General features: G+C 54.6%; 17 protein-coding genes and 1 other annotated feature. Of the genes, 13 read left to right on the top strand and 4 right to left on the bottom strand.

The features are described from left to right. The 13 genes from infC to EPE01S_RS04930 all read left to right on the top strand — a co-directional run bounded on the left by infC (position 1) and on the right by EPE01S_RS04930 (position 10940). Positions 1 to 552, top strand: a complete 552-nt coding sequence (gene infC / locus EPE01S_RS04985; protein WP_072277407.1) for a translation initiation factor IF-3 — start codon at positions 1 to 3, stop codon at positions 550 to 552. 91 nt (positions 553 to 643) lie between these two features. Beyond that, entirely contained in the window at positions 644 to 841 is a 198-nt protein-coding gene (rpmI, locus tag EPE01S_RS04980; RefSeq protein WP_005968897.1) for a 50S ribosomal protein L35, read from the top strand. 41 nt (positions 842 to 882) lie between these two features. Continuing rightward, a complete protein-coding gene (gene rplT / locus EPE01S_RS04975; protein ID WP_062743499.1) occupies positions 883 to 1239 on the top strand; it encodes a 50S ribosomal protein L20 in 357 nt (118 codons plus the stop codon). A 110-nt stretch (positions 1240 to 1349) separates the two neighbouring features. Further along, positions 1350 to 1473: a sequence feature (Phe leader region), on the top strand. Further along, complete coding sequence (gene pheM, locus EPE01S_RS23380) at positions 1354 to 1398, top strand: pheST operon leader peptide PheM (protein WP_133845469.1); 45 nt, start codon at positions 1354 to 1356, stop codon at positions 1396 to 1398. It overlaps the preceding feature by 45 nt. Before the next feature lie 83 nt (positions 1474 to 1556). Beyond that, positions 1557 to 2540, top strand: coding sequence for a phenylalanine--tRNA ligase subunit alpha (gene pheS / locus EPE01S_RS04970; RefSeq protein WP_062743498.1), 984 nt, complete (start codon positions 1557 to 1559; stop codon positions 2538 to 2540). A 15-nt stretch (positions 2541 to 2555) separates the two neighbouring features. Then, positions 2556 to 4943: a phenylalanine--tRNA ligase subunit beta gene (gene pheT / locus EPE01S_RS04965; RefSeq protein ID WP_062743497.1), complete on the top strand. Its 2388-nt coding sequence runs from the start codon at positions 2556 to 2558 to the stop codon at positions 4941 to 4943. 4 nt (positions 4944 to 4947) lie between these two features. Then, on the top strand, positions 4948 to 5247 hold the full coding sequence (gene ihfA / locus EPE01S_RS04960; protein WP_017802142.1) for an integration host factor subunit alpha: 300 nt from the start codon (positions 4948 to 4950) through the stop codon (positions 5245 to 5247). Between the two features lie 227 nt (positions 5248 to 5474). Then, positions 5475 to 6458 carry a vitamin B12 ABC transporter permease BtuC gene (gene btuC, locus EPE01S_RS04955; RefSeq protein ID WP_062743496.1) on the top strand — a complete coding sequence of 328 codons (984 nt, stop codon included), beginning with the start codon at positions 5475 to 5477 and terminating at the stop codon, positions 6456 to 6458. Between the two features lie 46 nt (positions 6459 to 6504). Next, positions 6505 to 7047 (top strand): glutathione peroxidase, encoded by a 543-nt coding sequence (locus EPE01S_RS04950; RefSeq protein ID WP_062743495.1) that lies wholly within the window; start codon positions 6505 to 6507, stop codon positions 7045 to 7047. A 3-nt stretch (positions 7048 to 7050) separates the two neighbouring features. Then, positions 7051 to 7791 (top strand): vitamin B12 ABC transporter ATP-binding protein BtuD, encoded by a 741-nt coding sequence (gene btuD / locus EPE01S_RS04945; RefSeq protein ID WP_062743494.1) that lies wholly within the window; start codon positions 7051 to 7053, stop codon positions 7789 to 7791. A 57-nt stretch (positions 7792 to 7848) separates the two neighbouring features. Continuing rightward, a complete protein-coding gene (locus EPE01S_RS04940; RefSeq protein WP_062743493.1) occupies positions 7849 to 8307 on the top strand; it encodes an NlpC/P60 family protein in 459 nt (152 codons plus the stop codon). 359 nt (positions 8308 to 8666) lie between these two features. Next, on the top strand, positions 8667 to 9410 hold the full coding sequence (locus tag EPE01S_RS04935) for an EAL domain-containing protein (protein ID WP_062743492.1): 744 nt from the start codon (positions 8667 to 8669) through the stop codon (positions 9408 to 9410). Between the two features lie 90 nt (positions 9411 to 9500). Beyond that, positions 9501 to 10940, top strand: a complete 1440-nt coding sequence (locus EPE01S_RS04930) for a protein adenylyltransferase SelO (RefSeq protein WP_062743491.1) — start codon at positions 9501 to 9503, stop codon at positions 10938 to 10940. On the opposite strand, the gene EPE01S_RS04925 is transcribed toward EPE01S_RS04930, so the two are convergent. Genes EPE01S_RS04925 through EPE01S_RS04910 form a run of 4 tightly spaced genes read right to left on the bottom strand, consistent with a single transcriptional unit; the run spans position 10937 to position 14553 of the window. Then, a complete protein-coding gene (locus tag EPE01S_RS04925; RefSeq protein ID WP_062743490.1) occupies positions 10937 to 11713 on the bottom strand; it encodes a heme ABC transporter ATP-binding protein in 777 nt (258 codons plus the stop codon). The genes EPE01S_RS04930 and EPE01S_RS04925 overlap by 4 nt on opposite strands. Continuing rightward, positions 11706 to 12704 (bottom strand): FecCD family ABC transporter permease, encoded by a 999-nt coding sequence (locus tag EPE01S_RS04920; RefSeq protein WP_062743489.1) that lies wholly within the window; start codon positions 12702 to 12704, stop codon positions 11706 to 11708. The genes EPE01S_RS04925 and EPE01S_RS04920 overlap by 8 nt, the downstream gene beginning before the upstream one ends. Continuing rightward, positions 12704 to 13525: a heme/hemin ABC transporter substrate-binding protein gene (locus EPE01S_RS04915; protein WP_062743488.1), complete on the bottom strand. Its 822-nt coding sequence runs from the start codon at positions 13523 to 13525 to the stop codon at positions 12704 to 12706. The genes EPE01S_RS04920 and EPE01S_RS04915 overlap by 1 nt, the downstream gene beginning before the upstream one ends. Beyond that, positions 13522 to 14553 carry a hemin-degrading factor gene (locus EPE01S_RS04910; protein WP_062743487.1) on the bottom strand — a complete coding sequence of 344 codons (1032 nt, stop codon included), beginning with the start codon at positions 14551 to 14553 and terminating at the stop codon, positions 13522 to 13524. Before EPE01S_RS04910 ends, EPE01S_RS04915 begins: the two co-directional genes overlap by 4 nt. Between the last annotated feature and the right edge of the window lie 97 nt (positions 14554 to 14650).

The following is a 14650-nucleotide window of genomic DNA, read 5'->3' as shown; positions in this document are numbered from 1 at the left end:
ATTAAAGGCGGAAAACGAGTTCAACCGGCGCGTCCTAATCGCATAAATAGAGAAATTCGCGCTACTGAGGTTCGTCTGACTGGCGTCGATGGCGAACAGATTGGTATTGTCAGTCTGAATGAAGCTTTGGAAAAAGCTGAAGAAGCGGGCGTGGATCTGGTAGAGATCAGCCCCAACGCCGAGCCGCCCGTTTGTCGTATAATGGATTACGGCAAGTTCCTTTACGAAAAAAGCAAATCTTCTAAAGAACAGAAGAAGAAGCAAAAGATCATCCAGGTTAAGGAAATTAAGTTCCGTCCTGGTACCGATGATGGCGACTATCAGGTAAAACTACGCAACCTGATTCGCTTTCTGGAAGATGGCGATAAAGCCAAGATCACGCTGCGTTTTCGCGGTCGTGAAATGGCGCACCAGCAGATCGGTATGGAAGTGCTTAACCGCGTCCGTAAAGATCTGTGTGAAGATATTGATCTGGCAGTGGTCGAATCATTCCCTACAAGGATTGAAGGTCGTCAGATGATTATGGTGCTCGCACCCAAGAAGAAACAGTAGGCCCTAAAGTAATTCTGCCGCGTACTTCGGTGCGCGGCGAAATTCGCCTGTCTGGTTCATTTTATTAACAATGCGAAGTGGATGTTTTTAAATGCCAAAGATTAAAACTGTACGTGGCGCGGCCAAGCGCTTCAAGAAGACCGCCGGTGGCGGCTTCAAGCGTAAACACGCTAACCTGCGTCATATTCTGACTAAAAAATCTACTAAGCGTAAACGCCACCTGCGTCCTAAAGGTATGGTGTCTAAAGGCGATCTGGGTCTGGTTATTGCCTGCCTGCCGTACGCATAAGTAATTTTTTAATTCATTCAGAATATACATAGGAGAGCTAAATGGCTCGTGTAAAACGTGGTGTAGTTGCTCGCGCACGTCACAAGAAAATCTTAAAACAAGCTAAAGGCTACTACGGTGCACGTTCACGTGTATACCGTGTTGCTTTCCAGGCTGTTATCAAAGCTGGTCAGTATGCTTACCGTGACCGTCGTCAGCGGAAGCGCCAGTTCCGTCAGCTGTGGATTGCGCGTATCAACGCTGCAGCCCGCACTAACGGCATGTCTTACAGCCGTTTCATCAATGGTCTGAAAAAGGCTTCGATTGAAATCGACCGTAAGATTCTGGCTGACATCGCAGTATTCGACAAAGCAGTATTTGCTGCTCTGGTAGAAAAAGCGAAATCAGCTCTGGCGTAAGCCAGATTGAAGAGGGAGCTGGTCTCCCTCTTTTTTATTGCCTGAAAAGATTGACAATTTTTTCCTCCGGCCTTTCAATAGAGCGGTCAGAAACTGCATCAAGGTCAGCTAATCATGAATACTGCTATTTTTCGTTTCTTTTTTTACTTTAGCGCCTGATCATCGGGGGCTTTAGCGCAAAGAAAAGAAACGAAAAATCGCGCTGAAAGCCTCCCTCGTGGAGGCTTTTTTCGTTTCAGTACCTTAAAAATAACGACCGGGCGGCCATTCGTCCTGAAAAAACAGACCAGCCTGCGTGGCTGGAAGAAGAGGAAAGCATGTCACATCTCGCAGACCTGGTGGCGAGCGCGAAAGCCGCCATCAATGATGCTCAGGATGTCGCCGCGTTAGATAACGTTCGCGTCGAATACCTGGGTAAAAAAGGGCATCTTACGCTCCAGATGACCTCCTTGCGTGAACTGCCTGCGGAAGAGCGCCCGGCAGCCGGTGCGGTGATCAATGAAGCCAAACAGCAGGTACAGGAAGCGCTGAACGCGCAGAAGCATGCGCTGGAGTCTGCGGTTATGAACGCACGCCTTGCACAGGAAACCATTGATGTTTCCCTGCCGGGGCGTCGCATCGAAAACGGCGGTTTGCACCCGGTGACCCGCACTATCGATCGTATCGAAACCTTCTTCGGTGAGCTCGGCTTCTCTGTAGAGACCGGCCCGGAAATCGAAGATGATTATCATAACTTTGATGCCCTGAATATTCCCGGCCATCACCCGGCCCGTGCCGATCACGACACCTTCTGGTTTGATGCGACCCGTCTGTTACGTACACAGACTTCTGGCGTTCAGATCCGCACAATGAAAGAACAGCAGCCGCCAATCCGCATTATTGCCCCGGGGCGGGTGTATCGTAATGACTACGATCAGACTCACACCCCCATGTTCCACCAGATGGAAGGGCTGATCGTCGATAAAAACATCAGTTTTACCAATCTGAAGGGCACACTGCACGACTTCCTCAACAACTTTTTTGAGGCAGATTTGCAGGTGCGTTTCCGTCCGTCTTACTTCCCGTTCACCGAGCCTTCTGCAGAAGTGGATGTGATGGGTAAAAACGGTAAATGGCTGGAAGTGCTCGGCTGCGGCATGGTTCACCCGAACGTACTGCGTAACGTCGGCATCGACCCGGAAGTTTACTCGGGCTTCGCCTTTGGTATGGGAATGGAACGCCTGACCATGCTGCGTTACGGCGTGACCGACCTGCGTGCCTTCTTCGAAAATGATTTACGTTTCCTCAAACAGTTTAAATAAGGGCGGGTAAAACCAATGAAATTCAGTGAACTCTGGTTACGTGAATGGGTCAACCCGGCCATTGACAGTGCAGCCCTGTCCGATCAAATCACCATGGCCGGTCTGGAAGTAGACGGTGTGGAAGCGGTAGCCGGTGCTTTTCATGGCGTCGTCGTCGGTGAAGTGGTTGAGTGCGGCCAGCACCCGAACGCCGATAAACTGCGCGTGACGAAAATCAACGTCGGTGGCGACCGTCTGCTGGATATCGTCTGTGGCGCACCGAATTGCCGTCAGGGGCTGAAAGTGGCTGTCGCGACTGTGGGTGCGGTACTGCCGGGTGATTTTAAAATCAAAGCGGCTAAACTGCGTGGCGAGCCGTCGGAAGGGATGCTGTGCTCCTTTTCTGAACTGGGTATTTCCGACGACCACAACGGTATTATTGAACTGCCGCTGGATGCCACCATCGGGGCAGATATCCGTGATTATCTGAAGCTGGATGACAGCACCATTGAGATTAGTGTCACGCCAAACCGTGCCGACTGTCTGGGTATTATCGGTGTGGCACGTGATGTTGCCGTACTGAACAAGCTGCCGCTGACCGCGCCTGAGATCGCACCGGTTATCGCAACCGTGCAGGACAGCTTCCCGATTCGCGTCGAGGCCACCGCGGCCTGCCCACGTTATCTTGGACGTGTTGTTAAAGGCATCAATGTCAAAGCCGCTACGCCGCTGTGGATGAAAGAAAAACTGCGTCGCTGCGGGATCCGCTCAATTGATCCGGTTGTTGATGTCACCAACTATGTTCTACTGGAGCTGGGCCAGCCGATGCACGCCTTTGACCTCGATCGCCTCGACGGGGGAATTGTGGTGCGTATGGCGGAAGAGGGCGAAACCCTGACGCTGCTGGATGGCAACGAAGCCAGGCTGAACAGTGATACGCTGGTGATCGCGGACCAGAAAAAAGCGCTGGCCATGGGCGGGATCTTCGGTGGTGAGCACTCTGGTGTAAACGAAGAAACCCAAAACGTGTTGTTCGAATGCGCTTTCTTCAGCCCGCTATCCATTACCGGCCGTGCACGCCGTCATGGCCTGCATACCGATGCTTCACACCGTTACGAGCGTGGTGTTGACCCGGCATTGCAGCATAAGGCAATGGAGCGTGCGACACGTCTGCTGCTGGATATCTGTGGCGGCGAAGCCGGGCCGGTTATTGATGTCACTGATGAAGCCATGCTGCCTGTCCGTGCCACTATCACCCTGCGCCGTGAAAAGCTGGACCGTCTGATCGGCCACGTGATTGCGGATGCTGAGGTGAGCGACATTCTGCGCCGTCTGGGCTGTGACGTGACGGAAGGTCAGGGCGAATGGCAGGCGGTCGCACCGTCGTGGCGTTTTGACATCGCGATTGAAGAAGATCTGGTGGAAGAAGTGGCTCGCGTCTACGGCTACGACAACATTCCAAATGTGCCGGTACAGGCCGGTCTGGTGATGACGAAGCACCGGGAAGCCACTCTGTCGCTGAAGCGCGTGAAAGCGCTACTGGTCGACAAAGGATACCAGGAAGCCATCACCTACAGCTTCGTTGACCCGAAAATTCAGGCCCTGCTCCATCCGGGTGAAGAAAATCTGGTCTTACCCAGCCCGATCTCCGTTGAAATGTCCGCGATGCGTCTGTCGCTGTGGAGTGGCCTGCTGGGCGCGGTAGTGTACAACCAGAATCGTCAGCAGTCTCGCGTGCGCCTGTTCGAAAGCGGTCTGCGCTTTGTGCCTGATACACAGGCAAACCTGGGGATCCGTCAGGACGTTATGCTGGCTGGTGTGATCAGTGGCCATCGTCATGAAGAGCACTGGGATCTGGCGCGCAGTCCGGTAGACTTCTATGATTTAAAAGGTGATTTAGAGTCCCTGCTGGAGTTAACCGGCAAACTCGATGACATTCAGTTTGTGGCAGAGTCCCATCCTGCACTCCATCCGGGCCAGAGCGCGGCGATTTATTTACGCGGTGAACCTATCGGATTTATGGGTGTGGTCCATCCGGAACTTGAACGTAAACTGGATCTTAACGGCCGCACCGTGGTGTTTGAACTGCTGTGGGACAAGGTTGCAGACCGCGTCCTGCCTGATGCCAGCGGCATTTCACGCTTCCCGGCAAACCGTCGTGATATCGCTGTTGTGGTTGCTGAAAACGTGCCAGCAGCAGATGTTATCACTGAGTGTAAGAAAGTTGGCGTAAATCAGGTAGTTGGCGTAAACTTGTTTGACGTGTACCGTGGTAAGGGCGTAAATGATGGTTTTAAGAGCCTCGCTATCAGCCTGATTTTGCAAGATACCAGCCGGACACTCGAAGAAGAGGAGATTGCCGCTACCGTTGCGAAATGCGTAGAGGCACTGAAAGAGCGATTCCAAGCATCCTTGAGGGATTGAACCTATGGCGCTTACAAAAGCTGAAATGTCTGAATACCTGTTTGAGAAGCTTGGTCTTAGCAAACGGGATGCCAAAGAGCTGGTTGAACTGTTTTTTGAAGAAGTGCGTCGTGCTTTGGAAAATGGTGAGCAGGTTAAACTGTCAGGATTTGGCAACTTCGACCTTCGCGACAAGAATCAACGTCCGGGACGTAACCCTAAAACGGGTGAAGACATTCCCATCACGGCTCGCCGGGTTGTGACGTTTCGACCGGGCCAGAAACTGAAAAGCCGGGTTGAGAACGCTTCACCAAAAGAAGACTGATTTCAGCCAATCAAAAAGGCCGCGCAAGCGGCCTTTTTCATGTCCATCGTCAATGTCTCTGTTTAAAAAAAACCTTATCTCTGCAGTGTTTAATGACCCGAGCGTATTCAAATATCGTGGCAGCGAGCGGGCAATATCACGATTGCTTACAGCAGCGGTGTGGCTGGCACTTTCTTTTTGCTAATTTCCCTCTACAATTAACCCTCTGTTTTCTCTGAAAAACACTTGTGATGACTGTGCTCTCCCAACAGATTTCTTCTGTTCAACGGCGATCGGGCTTCTGGCTTTGTGGGCTGTTGATCTTTTGCCTGTCACTGTTGCTGGTGAGTCTTTGCGCGGGCGATCGTTGGCTATCTCCGACCGAGTGGTTCACTCCCGATGCTCAACTCTTTGTCTGGCAGCTGCGTCTGCCCCGTAGCCTGGCCGTCATGTTGGTGGGCGCGTCACTGGCGGTTGCAGGAGCAGCTATGCAGGCATTGTTCAGCAATCCCCTGGCTGAACCCGGGCTCCTGGGTGTATCTGGAGGCGCGGGCGTAGGGCTGGTGCTGTGTATTTTCGCGGGTACCAGTAATCCCTGGCTGATGAGCCTGAGTGCTATTCTCGGGGCGCTACTGGTGACGCTGATCCTACTGCGCTTTGCGCGCCAGCATCTGTCCAGCAGCCGCTTGCTGCTGGCGGGTGTGGCGCTGGGCATTATTTGTAGTGCCGGGATGACGTGGGCTGTCTACTTCAGCAGCAGTATGGACTTGCGTCAGCTCATGTACTGGATGATGGGGGGGTTTAGTGGACTCGACTGGCGCTATAGCTGGCTGATGCTGGCGTTGATCCCGGTTCTGCTCTGGTTGAGTTGCCAGTCCAGGGTGCTTAATCTGCTGGCGTTGGGGGAGATCTCCGCGCAACAGCTGGGCCTGCCACTGGTACTGTGGCGTAATCTTCTGGTGATCGCTATCGGCTGGCTGGTGGGTGTCAGTGTTGCGCTGGCGGGCGCAATAGGATTTGTGGGGCTGGTCGTGCCGCATCTTCTGCGTCTGAAGGGGCTGAGCGACCATCGTATCCTGCTTCCCGGTTGTGCGCTGGCGGGAGCCGGTGTACTGCTGGCCGCTGACATTATAGCCCGTGTCACATTAACTTCTGCAGAACTGCCTGTCGGGGTGGTCACGGCAACGCTGGGCGCGCCGGTCTTTATCTGGTTATTATTGAGCAACCGCTGACAGCCTTGAGGCTGTTTATATCCCTACGTTAAAACAGGAAAAAACGATGAGTATTTTCGATACAGAACTGGTGACGCTGGATGGTGAAAAAACAACCCTTGCTCAGTGGCAGGGCGATGTGTTGCTGGTCGTCAATGTGGCTTCAAAGTGTGGACTGACACCCCAGTATGAAGAACTGGAAAAATTGCAAAAAGAGTTGCATGGACAGGGGCTGACGGTGCTGGGGTTCCCATGTAATGCGTTTCTGGAACAAGAGCCCGGCAGTGAGGCTGAAATTAAAACTTTCTGCAGCACTACTTATGGTGTCACTTTCCCCATGTTCAGCAAGACAGAAGTTAACGGCCCGCAGCGTCATCCGCTTTATGAAAAGCTGGTGGCGGCACAGCCTCAGGCGACAGCGCCCGAGGGGAGTGGCTTCCTGGCGCGTATGAGCAGTAAAGGACGTGCGCCGAAGCAGCCAGGAGATATCCTGTGGAATTTTGAAAAGTTTATTATTGGGCGTGATGGTACGGTGCTGCAGCGTTTCTCGCCAGATACCGCACCCAACGACCCGCAACTGGTCGCGCTTATCCACAAGGCGCTGGCATAACGTATGCTGCTGGAATTAACAGGCGTTGCGCTGGAAGGGCGCTTGTTTCCTTTCAGCGCTCGCGTCGGAGCCGGGCAGGTTATTCATCTGGTGGGGCCTAATGGCGCGGGCAAAAGCTCACTCCTGACCGCTATAGCCGGACTGCTCCCCTGTGAGGGGAACGTGACGTTGGCGGGGCTCCCGGTGGGGGCATGGCCTGGACGGCATCTGGCTCGCCAGCGCGCTTATCTGCCACAACAGCAGCAGCCTCCGGGGCAGATGCCGGTCTGGCATTACCTTATGATGCATGTGCAGCAACAGGGTATTGAATCGCAACAGATGCTGCAGTCACTGGCTAAGGCGTTACTGCTGGACGATAAACTTGCCCGGCCACTCACTCAACTCTCCGGGGGTGAATGGCAGCGCGTACGGCTGGCCGCTGTCTTTTTACAGATTAGCCAACCGGAAGGTAAACTGTTGCTGCTCGATGAGCCGTTAACCGGGCTGGATATAGCCCAGCAGGTGGCCTTCGACACTCTTCTTCCGGCGATAACGGCAAAAGGTGTGAGTGTCATTATGAGCAGTCACGATATCAATCACTCCCTGCGCTATGCCGACAGCATCTGGCTGATGCGGCCTGGGCAGAGTGCATTACAGGGGCATCCGGGCCAGGTACTGACGCCTGAACATCTCAGCGCGCTGTATGGCGTGTCGTTTCGTTTGCTGAAGAGTGAAGGCCAGTCGTTGTTGACCACGCTGTGCTGAACAGCCTTATCTGAAGACTGCCGTCAGGTTACTGATGTTGCTACTGAGGGATGTGTTATGCGTTACTGGTTTCTGCTGTTAGTGATCATGCTGGCAGGTTGTAGTAGCCGTGCTCCGGCGCCGGATGGCCGGCTTTCTGATTCAATCACCGTTATAGCGCAGCTTAACGATCAGCTGGGGCAGTGGCGCGGTGCCCCGTATCGTTATGGCGGCATGAGTCGCGGTGGTGTTGACTGCTCAGGTTTTGTTTATCTGACCTTTCGCGATCGTTTTAATATGCAGCTACCCCGCACCACTTCTGCGCAGACCGATATCGGGACCCGCATCGACAAATCACAGTTATTACCTGGCGATCTGGTTTTCTTCAAAACGGGCAGTGGAGAAAATGGTCTGCACGTGGGAATTTACGACACAGACAATCAGTTTATCCATGCTTCCACCAGTCAGGGCGTGACGCGTTCGTCACTGGATAATGTTTACTGGCGAAAAGTATTCTGGCAGGCAAGGCGTATTTAATCAGCCCCGGAGACAACGTTTTTTTGCCTGTAAATAGTGGAAGGAAGCTTTAAAATCATGAAATGGATTTAAAATACATCTTTACTGATAATTGTCCTTAAGTCGCTTTTCAGGTGACATCTGACCACTTTTTAGTAAAAAAGAGCTAAAAAGAAACCACAGAATTTATTTCTCCTGCCAGATGAGTGATAGCGAAAAGCAACGTTTATGTCAGTTTTGTGTTAGCTTAACGTTCTGGATTAGAAGCAAAAGCACACTGCAATTGAATTTCCGCAAAGTGACGGTCTCTTTACACTGTTGCTTGTCCTATTTTGTTGATATAGGATGCGGTGAGTGCCGCTTAATAATGGCGAAATAAGATGAACATCTTTCTGGAAGCAGATTGTCAAACTTACACAGCATTCTGCCCGGTATACACTCCTGGCGGGCGATTATCGTCTGTTGAAATGTTAACTCACTTTACCCATGCAAGCGCTAATGTTGCCATGCCACAGGAGATCCTGACGGTATTATTAAATGACCGGCAGCGTGTCCTGTTGTTGCAGCAACAAATTAATGTGCTGGAAAAACATTACGAATTTTTCAGTAACCATGGCATTAAAGTGGCTATTAATATTGATATGCCACTTGCCGAGACTATCCTCGGCAGTGAGTTTCTTCTGAAAAGGATGTGCCAGATTGATTGCATTGAGCTGGAAATCAGCGAAAGCTTTCCTGGTTTAAATGCAGGCAGAGATAATAATACTCTGCAGGCACTGAGTGAGAAATTTAGCTTAAGTCTGAGTAATTATGGTGCGGGAAAGTCGACGTCAAAGGCGGTTTTTGACGATCTCTTTTATCGTATTAAACTGGATAGGGTCTTTATCCAGCATAATATTAAACGGTTATCTTTCCATCCCTTTATCAGCGCTATCCTCGATCATATCAAACCCCACTGCCAGGAAGTTGTGGTGCAGGGGGTGGATGACTTAAACGGACTGCAAACGATCCGTGACTATGCTTTTGATGGTATTCAAAGTGCACTCTTCCCCTCCGTCTGTGAAGACGAGTTGATTCTCCTGACGGCCCCTCCCGAGCCACTTTGGGAACGCGTGTTGCAATAACCCTGAAAAATCTCTGTGTTTGCCAGCCTCGCCGCGCACTACACTGTATGCGTCAGCGGGGATGTTCCCAATGGCACTGATGGAGGCGCCATGCAATTCAATAACACCTGGTATCAGGAGCTGAGTGGTTTTTACACCGCTGTAGAGCCAACGCCGTTAAAAAATCCCCGACTGCTGTATCACAGTGCGCCGCTGGCGCAGGAGCTGGGCCTTGATGACAGCCTGTTCAGCGCGGAGCATGTCGGCCTGTGGAGCGGTGAGACGCGTCTGGCGGGTATGCAACCGCTGGCCCAGGTTTACAGTGGGCATCAGTTTGGCGTTTGGGCGGGGCAGCTGGGTGACGGTCGTGGCCTGTTACTGGGGGAGCAACAGCTCTCTGATGGCCGTAAAGTTGACTGGCACCTGAAAGGAGCCGGACTGACCCCCTATTCGCGAATGGGGGATGGTCGGGCTGTACTGCGCTCCACGCTGCGTGAGTTCCTCGCCTCTGAAGCGATGCATGCGCTGGGCATTGCCACTTCGCGTGCGCTAACGGTGGTCACCAGCGATGAGCCGGTTTACCGCGAAACGGCCGAACCTGGTGCCATGCTGCTGCGCGTGGCAGAGAGCCACGTGCGTTTCGGCCACTTTGAACACTTCTATTATCTCGGCCAGCAGGACAATGTTACCCGACTGGCCGACTACGTTATCCGTCACCACTGGCCGCAGTGGCAGCAGGAACCGGATAAGTATCTGCTGTGGTTTAGCGACGTGGTGAAACGCACCGCCCGTTTGATTGCGGGCTGGCAGAGCGTGGGATTTGCGCACGGCGTCATGAACACTGACAACATGTCGATTCTGGGTCTGACCCTGGACTATGGTCCTTATGGCTTCCTGGATGACTATCAGCCGGGCTTTATCTGTAACCACTCCGATCACCAGGGGCGTTACAGCTTTGAAAATCAGCCGATGATCGGTCTGTGGAACCTTAATCGTCTGGCACACGCGCTGTCGGGCCTGATGAGCACCGAACAGTTAAAACAGGCGCTTTCAGGATACGAAACAGAGCTGATGCGCTGCTGGGGTGAAAAAATGCGCGCGAAGCTGGGCCTGCTGACGGCCGGTAAAGACGATAATCATATTCTGACAGGCCTGTTGTCGCTGATGACGAAAGAGGGCAGTGACTATACCCGCACGTTCCGGCAGTTGAGCCAGACGGAACAGCAGGCGTCCCGCTCGCCGCTGCGCGATGAGTTTATCGATCGGGAGGCGTTTGACGACTGGTACAATGTCTACCGTCAGCGCCTGTTACAGGAGGAGCGCAGCGACGATGAACGGCAGCAGGCGATGAGGCTGGCCAATCCGGCGCTGGTTCTGCGCAATTACCTGGCGCAGCAGGCGATAGAACAGGCAGAACAGGAGGATATCAGCGCACTGACCCGACTGCATCAGGCGCTGTTGCGTCCGTTTGATGACCTGCCAGAGTTTGCTGATCTGACGCGTCGCCCGCCGGAATGGGGTAAAAAGCTGGAAGTGAGCTGCTCCAGCTAGCGACGCAGCGCGATTTGGGGTACCCCCTCGGTCAGATGGGGGTGCACCAGCACATCAGCGTGATACCAGCGCTTCAGTGTGGCTTCATTCAGCACCTCCTCTGGCCGGCCCTGCGCCACCAGCCGGCTCTCAGCCAGCAGCATCACCCGGTCGGACCATAGCGAAGCGAGGTTCAGATCGTGCAGAACACAGCAGACGTTGAGTGCATATCGCTGCGTCAGCTGCGACAGCAAACGCAACAGGTGCTGCTGATGATAAAGATCCAGTGCTGATGTCGGTTCATCCAGGAACAGCCAGCCATAAGGCCCATCCTGCCGCCATAGCTGGGCCAGCGCCCTGGCAAGCTGCACCCGCTGCTGTTCTCCGCCGGAAAGTTGCAGATAGTCGCGTCGGGCCAGCCCGTCGCAGCCGGTTAATGCCATCACCGCTTCCACGACCGGCTGCACCGGGCCATGCCAGGGCGCGCGGCCCATTGCCACCACATCAAACACACTGAGTGGAAAAGCCATGCTGCTTTGCTGGCGCATAACCGCGCGCTGCCGTGAAAGTCGTGCTGCCGACCACTGCGCCAGCGGCTCGCCGTTTAACAGACACTGACCCCGGTGAGGGGGGATAAACCCGGTCAGCAGGCGTAACAGCGTTGACTTCCCCGCACCGTTTGGGCCAATCAGTGAAACCAGCTCACCGGGTTTAAGGGTGAGGGATACATCGTCAATCAGCCAGCGCTGGTCCCGCTGGTAACTCAGCCCGCTGGCACGCAGTTCATCAGCCATTAAGACCTCCACGGCGGCGCAGGATTAGCCACAGGAACCAGGGGCCGCCGATCAGGCTGGTCAGCAGACCCACCGGCATTTCCGCCGGGGCGACGAGGGTACGCGCCAGAGTATCGGCCAGAAGCAGCAGGATCGCACCGCTCATCAGTGATGAAGGCAGCAGCCAGCGGTGATCGCCGCCCAGCCAGAAACGCATCAGATGCGGCACGACCAGGCCAATAAAACCGATCACGCCGCTGACGGCAACGGCAGAGGCCACCAGAAAGGCGCTCAATACCAGCAAATAGCGCTGGGTGCGCGCCACGTCCACCCCCAGATAGTGCGCCTCTTCTTCGCCCAGCTGGAGCAGATTGAGACGGATTGCCAGGCGCTGAACCAGCACCATGCAGGGCACGACGACCGAGGCGCACACCAGAACGGTAGGCCACTGCGCCTGACCCAGGCTGCCCATCCCCCACAGTGACAACTGTCGCAGCTGCTGGTCGGTACTCAGCCAGGAAAGTACCCCCACCGCCGCGCCGCAAAGCGCGTTAATGGCAATGCCCACCAGCAGCAGACGGCTCAGACCGGTCAGACCCTGTCGACTCAGCAGAAAGATCACCAGCGTAACGGCCAGACTGCCGAGAAAGGCCGCCAGTAAGGGCAGGTAAAGCATCAGCACGCCGGGTAATGACAGCGAAAGGACGATAGAAATCGCGACGGCCAGTGCTGCGCCGCTGCTGATGCCGAGCAGACCGGGATCGGCCAGGGGGTTGCGAAACAGCCCCTGCATGACACATCCGGACAGGGCCAGCGCGCCGCCTACAATCACCGCCAGCAAAACCCGGGGCAGACGGATGGTAAACCAGATTTGCCAGAGACTGCCATCAAACCCGGACCGCCATAGTGCGGGGAGGGTCAGCGACATCGCCCCGGTGTTAGCCGCACTGAAGGCCAGGACAACTAACAGCATAAAGAGGACGCCCAGCCAGCGCAGCGTTCTTACCGGCATCACGGCAGGGCTTCCGCCGCCTGACGCAGTTTCAGGATCGCGCCCGGGGTATCGATACCGAAGCCGAGCAGCGCCATATCATCCACCACCAGCAACTGCTGATGCTGGCCTGCCGGCGTCAGTGCGATACCCGGCAGTTTCCAGAGATTCGCTTCACCGCCCAATGTTTTAATACCGTCGCGCGTTGCCACAATTAACTGCGGGGCGCTGGCGATCACGCCCTCCTGCGACAGCGGCTGATAGCGACGGATACTGGCCATCGCATTCTGCAAACCGGCAGCCTTGATCGCCGCATCGGCGGAGGTCTCGCTGCCGGCTGCCATGGTGCCCATTCCCTGGTGAGCGAGGATAAACAGCACCTTGACCGGCAGCGGTTTAGCCGGGATGCTGGCCAGCTGTTTTTTTACCCGGGCCTGTAAAGCGCTTCCGGCCTCTTCACGATGCAGGGTGGCGGCAACTGTCGCAATCTTTTCACTGATGGCGGCGATATCGGCTCTTCCCGTGACATCCACCACTTTCACACCATTTTGCGCGACCTGCTGCAGGGCCAGTGTCGGTTTGGCCAGTTCGCTGGCGATCACCAGCGTGGGTTTCAGCGCCAGAATACCTTCAGCATTTAACTGGCGCATATAGCCGACGTCAGGCAGTTTTTTGACCACGGCCGGATGCAGACTGGTACTGTCGCGTGCGACCAGTGCCTGCTGGGCATCAAGGGCATAGATGATTTGAGTGACATCGCCACCGATACTGACAATGCGCTCTGTCGCGGCGGCGGTGAACGCCAGCGGCAGGGCGAACAGGGCGAACAGGGCGGCTTTCACAGATTATCTCCTTTCACGCTGAGAGCCGCCAGCTGCTCACGCCAGCGCGGTTGTTCCGGCTGGCCTTCGCTGCGCTGACCGTAGATCTGGGCAATCTGTGTCCCGTCGGCGGCAAACAGCTCCAGGCTGGTGACCATCCCATCGGCAGTCGGCTTGCGGGTGATCCAGCTTTCAGCAATCTGCTCCTCCTGAAGATGCAGGGTGAAGGCCGGATTAAAGATGTTCAGCCAGTTACGCATCGGCATGACTTTTTCAATCGTACCGGTAAAGATCTGTACGCAGGCACGGTTTCCGACAAATATCATGATCTCATTGCCATCCTGACAGACCTGGTCCAGTAACCTGGCCAGCGACGGATTGCTGACCTGCCAGGCCAGATCGTCGCTGACGGCACGGAAGGCCTGCTGCCGTGAGACATCATGCTTTTTCAGCAGGCGGAAAAACTGGTGCACATCCGTCATCGCCCGCCATTCAGACTCAATTCGTGCCGCGTCAATCTCACCGGCAAAGGTGGGGGGGATGGCGGTGGTCACGCTGAAAGACGCTGGCGATTCTGACCGGTAGCCGGCAATCAGCTGCTGCCAGGCATCCATGTGGGTATTTTCGGTGGTATACACTTTCAGCACTGCATCACCGTGCAGGTCAAAAAACTGAATACTCTGACGTTCGCCGTGGCCGGTCATCTCCTGCAGATGGAAAACGCTGGCCCACTGATTAACAAATACCCGCAGATCCAGCGCACGCGGATTCAGCACGATACCTGCGTGGTCGTTAAGATGAATATTGCTGAATACGCCGAGGTGCTCGTGCACAGCATAGTCGTTGCGGGTGATGCATTTGGTTTCTCCCACCGCTTCCAGCGCATGCAGCAACTCACGCATAGCAGGGCGCAGCATCCGGGCCTGATGTCCGATACGGGCGAATGTCAGTTCCGCCTCACTGATCCCCATCATTGCGGCCAGGTCGCGGGCGTATTTTTCCGGGTGCTGTTGTTTTAATTCGCAGTAGTGCGGGTAGTGTGCCGTCAATGCTGTGTCCTCAAGGAAGTTGCTAAAAGGAAAAGGGATTCATTATCATAATGATAATCATTATCAATGAAAGGCGGCGGTGTGCAAGCAAAAATTA

It is taken from the genome of Erwinia persicina NBRC 102418 (genome assembly GCF_001571305.1).
GTDB classification, from domain to species: Bacteria; Pseudomonadota; Gammaproteobacteria; order Enterobacterales; family Enterobacteriaceae; genus Erwinia; species Erwinia persicina.
The sequence above is the reverse complement of the archived record's forward strand: the minus strand, read 5'-3'. Positions and strand labels throughout refer to the sequence as shown.

Bases quoted from the DNA above. Each gene is read 5' to 3' on its own strand.
- btuD (WP_062743494.1), top strand. From the start codon at position 7,051: ATGCTGCTGGAATTAACAGGCGTTGCGCTGGAAGGGCGCTTGTTTCCT.
- EPE01S_RS04930 (WP_062743491.1), top strand. From the start codon at position 9,501: ATGCAATTCAATAACACCTGGTATCAGGAGCTGAGTGGTTTTTACACC.
- ihfA (WP_017802142.1), top strand. From the start codon at position 4,948: ATGGCGCTTACAAAAGCTGAAATGTCTGAATACCTGTTTGAGAAGCTT.
- EPE01S_RS04940 (WP_062743493.1), top strand. From the start codon at position 7,849: ATGCGTTACTGGTTTCTGCTGTTAGTGATCATGCTGGCAGGTTGTAGT.
- EPE01S_RS04920 (WP_062743489.1), bottom strand. From the start codon at position 12,704: ATGCCGGTAAGAACGCTGCGCTGGCTGGGCGTCCTCTTTATGCTGTTA.
- rplT (WP_062743499.1), top strand. From the start codon at position 883: ATGGCTCGTGTAAAACGTGGTGTAGTTGCTCGCGCACGTCACAAGAAA.
- rpmI (WP_005968897.1), top strand. From the start codon at position 644: ATGCCAAAGATTAAAACTGTACGTGGCGCGGCCAAGCGCTTCAAGAAG.
- EPE01S_RS04925 (WP_062743490.1), bottom strand. From the start codon at position 11,713: ATGGCTGATGAACTGCGTGCCAGCGGGCTGAGTTACCAGCGGGACCAG.
- pheS (WP_062743498.1), top strand. From the start codon at position 1,557: ATGTCACATCTCGCAGACCTGGTGGCGAGCGCGAAAGCCGCCATCAAT.
- EPE01S_RS04950 (WP_062743495.1), top strand. From the start codon at position 6,505: ATGAGTATTTTCGATACAGAACTGGTGACGCTGGATGGTGAAAAAACA.
- pheT (WP_062743497.1), top strand. From the start codon at position 2,556: ATGAAATTCAGTGAACTCTGGTTACGTGAATGGGTCAACCCGGCCATT.
- EPE01S_RS04935 (WP_062743492.1), top strand. From the start codon at position 8,667: ATGAACATCTTTCTGGAAGCAGATTGTCAAACTTACACAGCATTCTGC.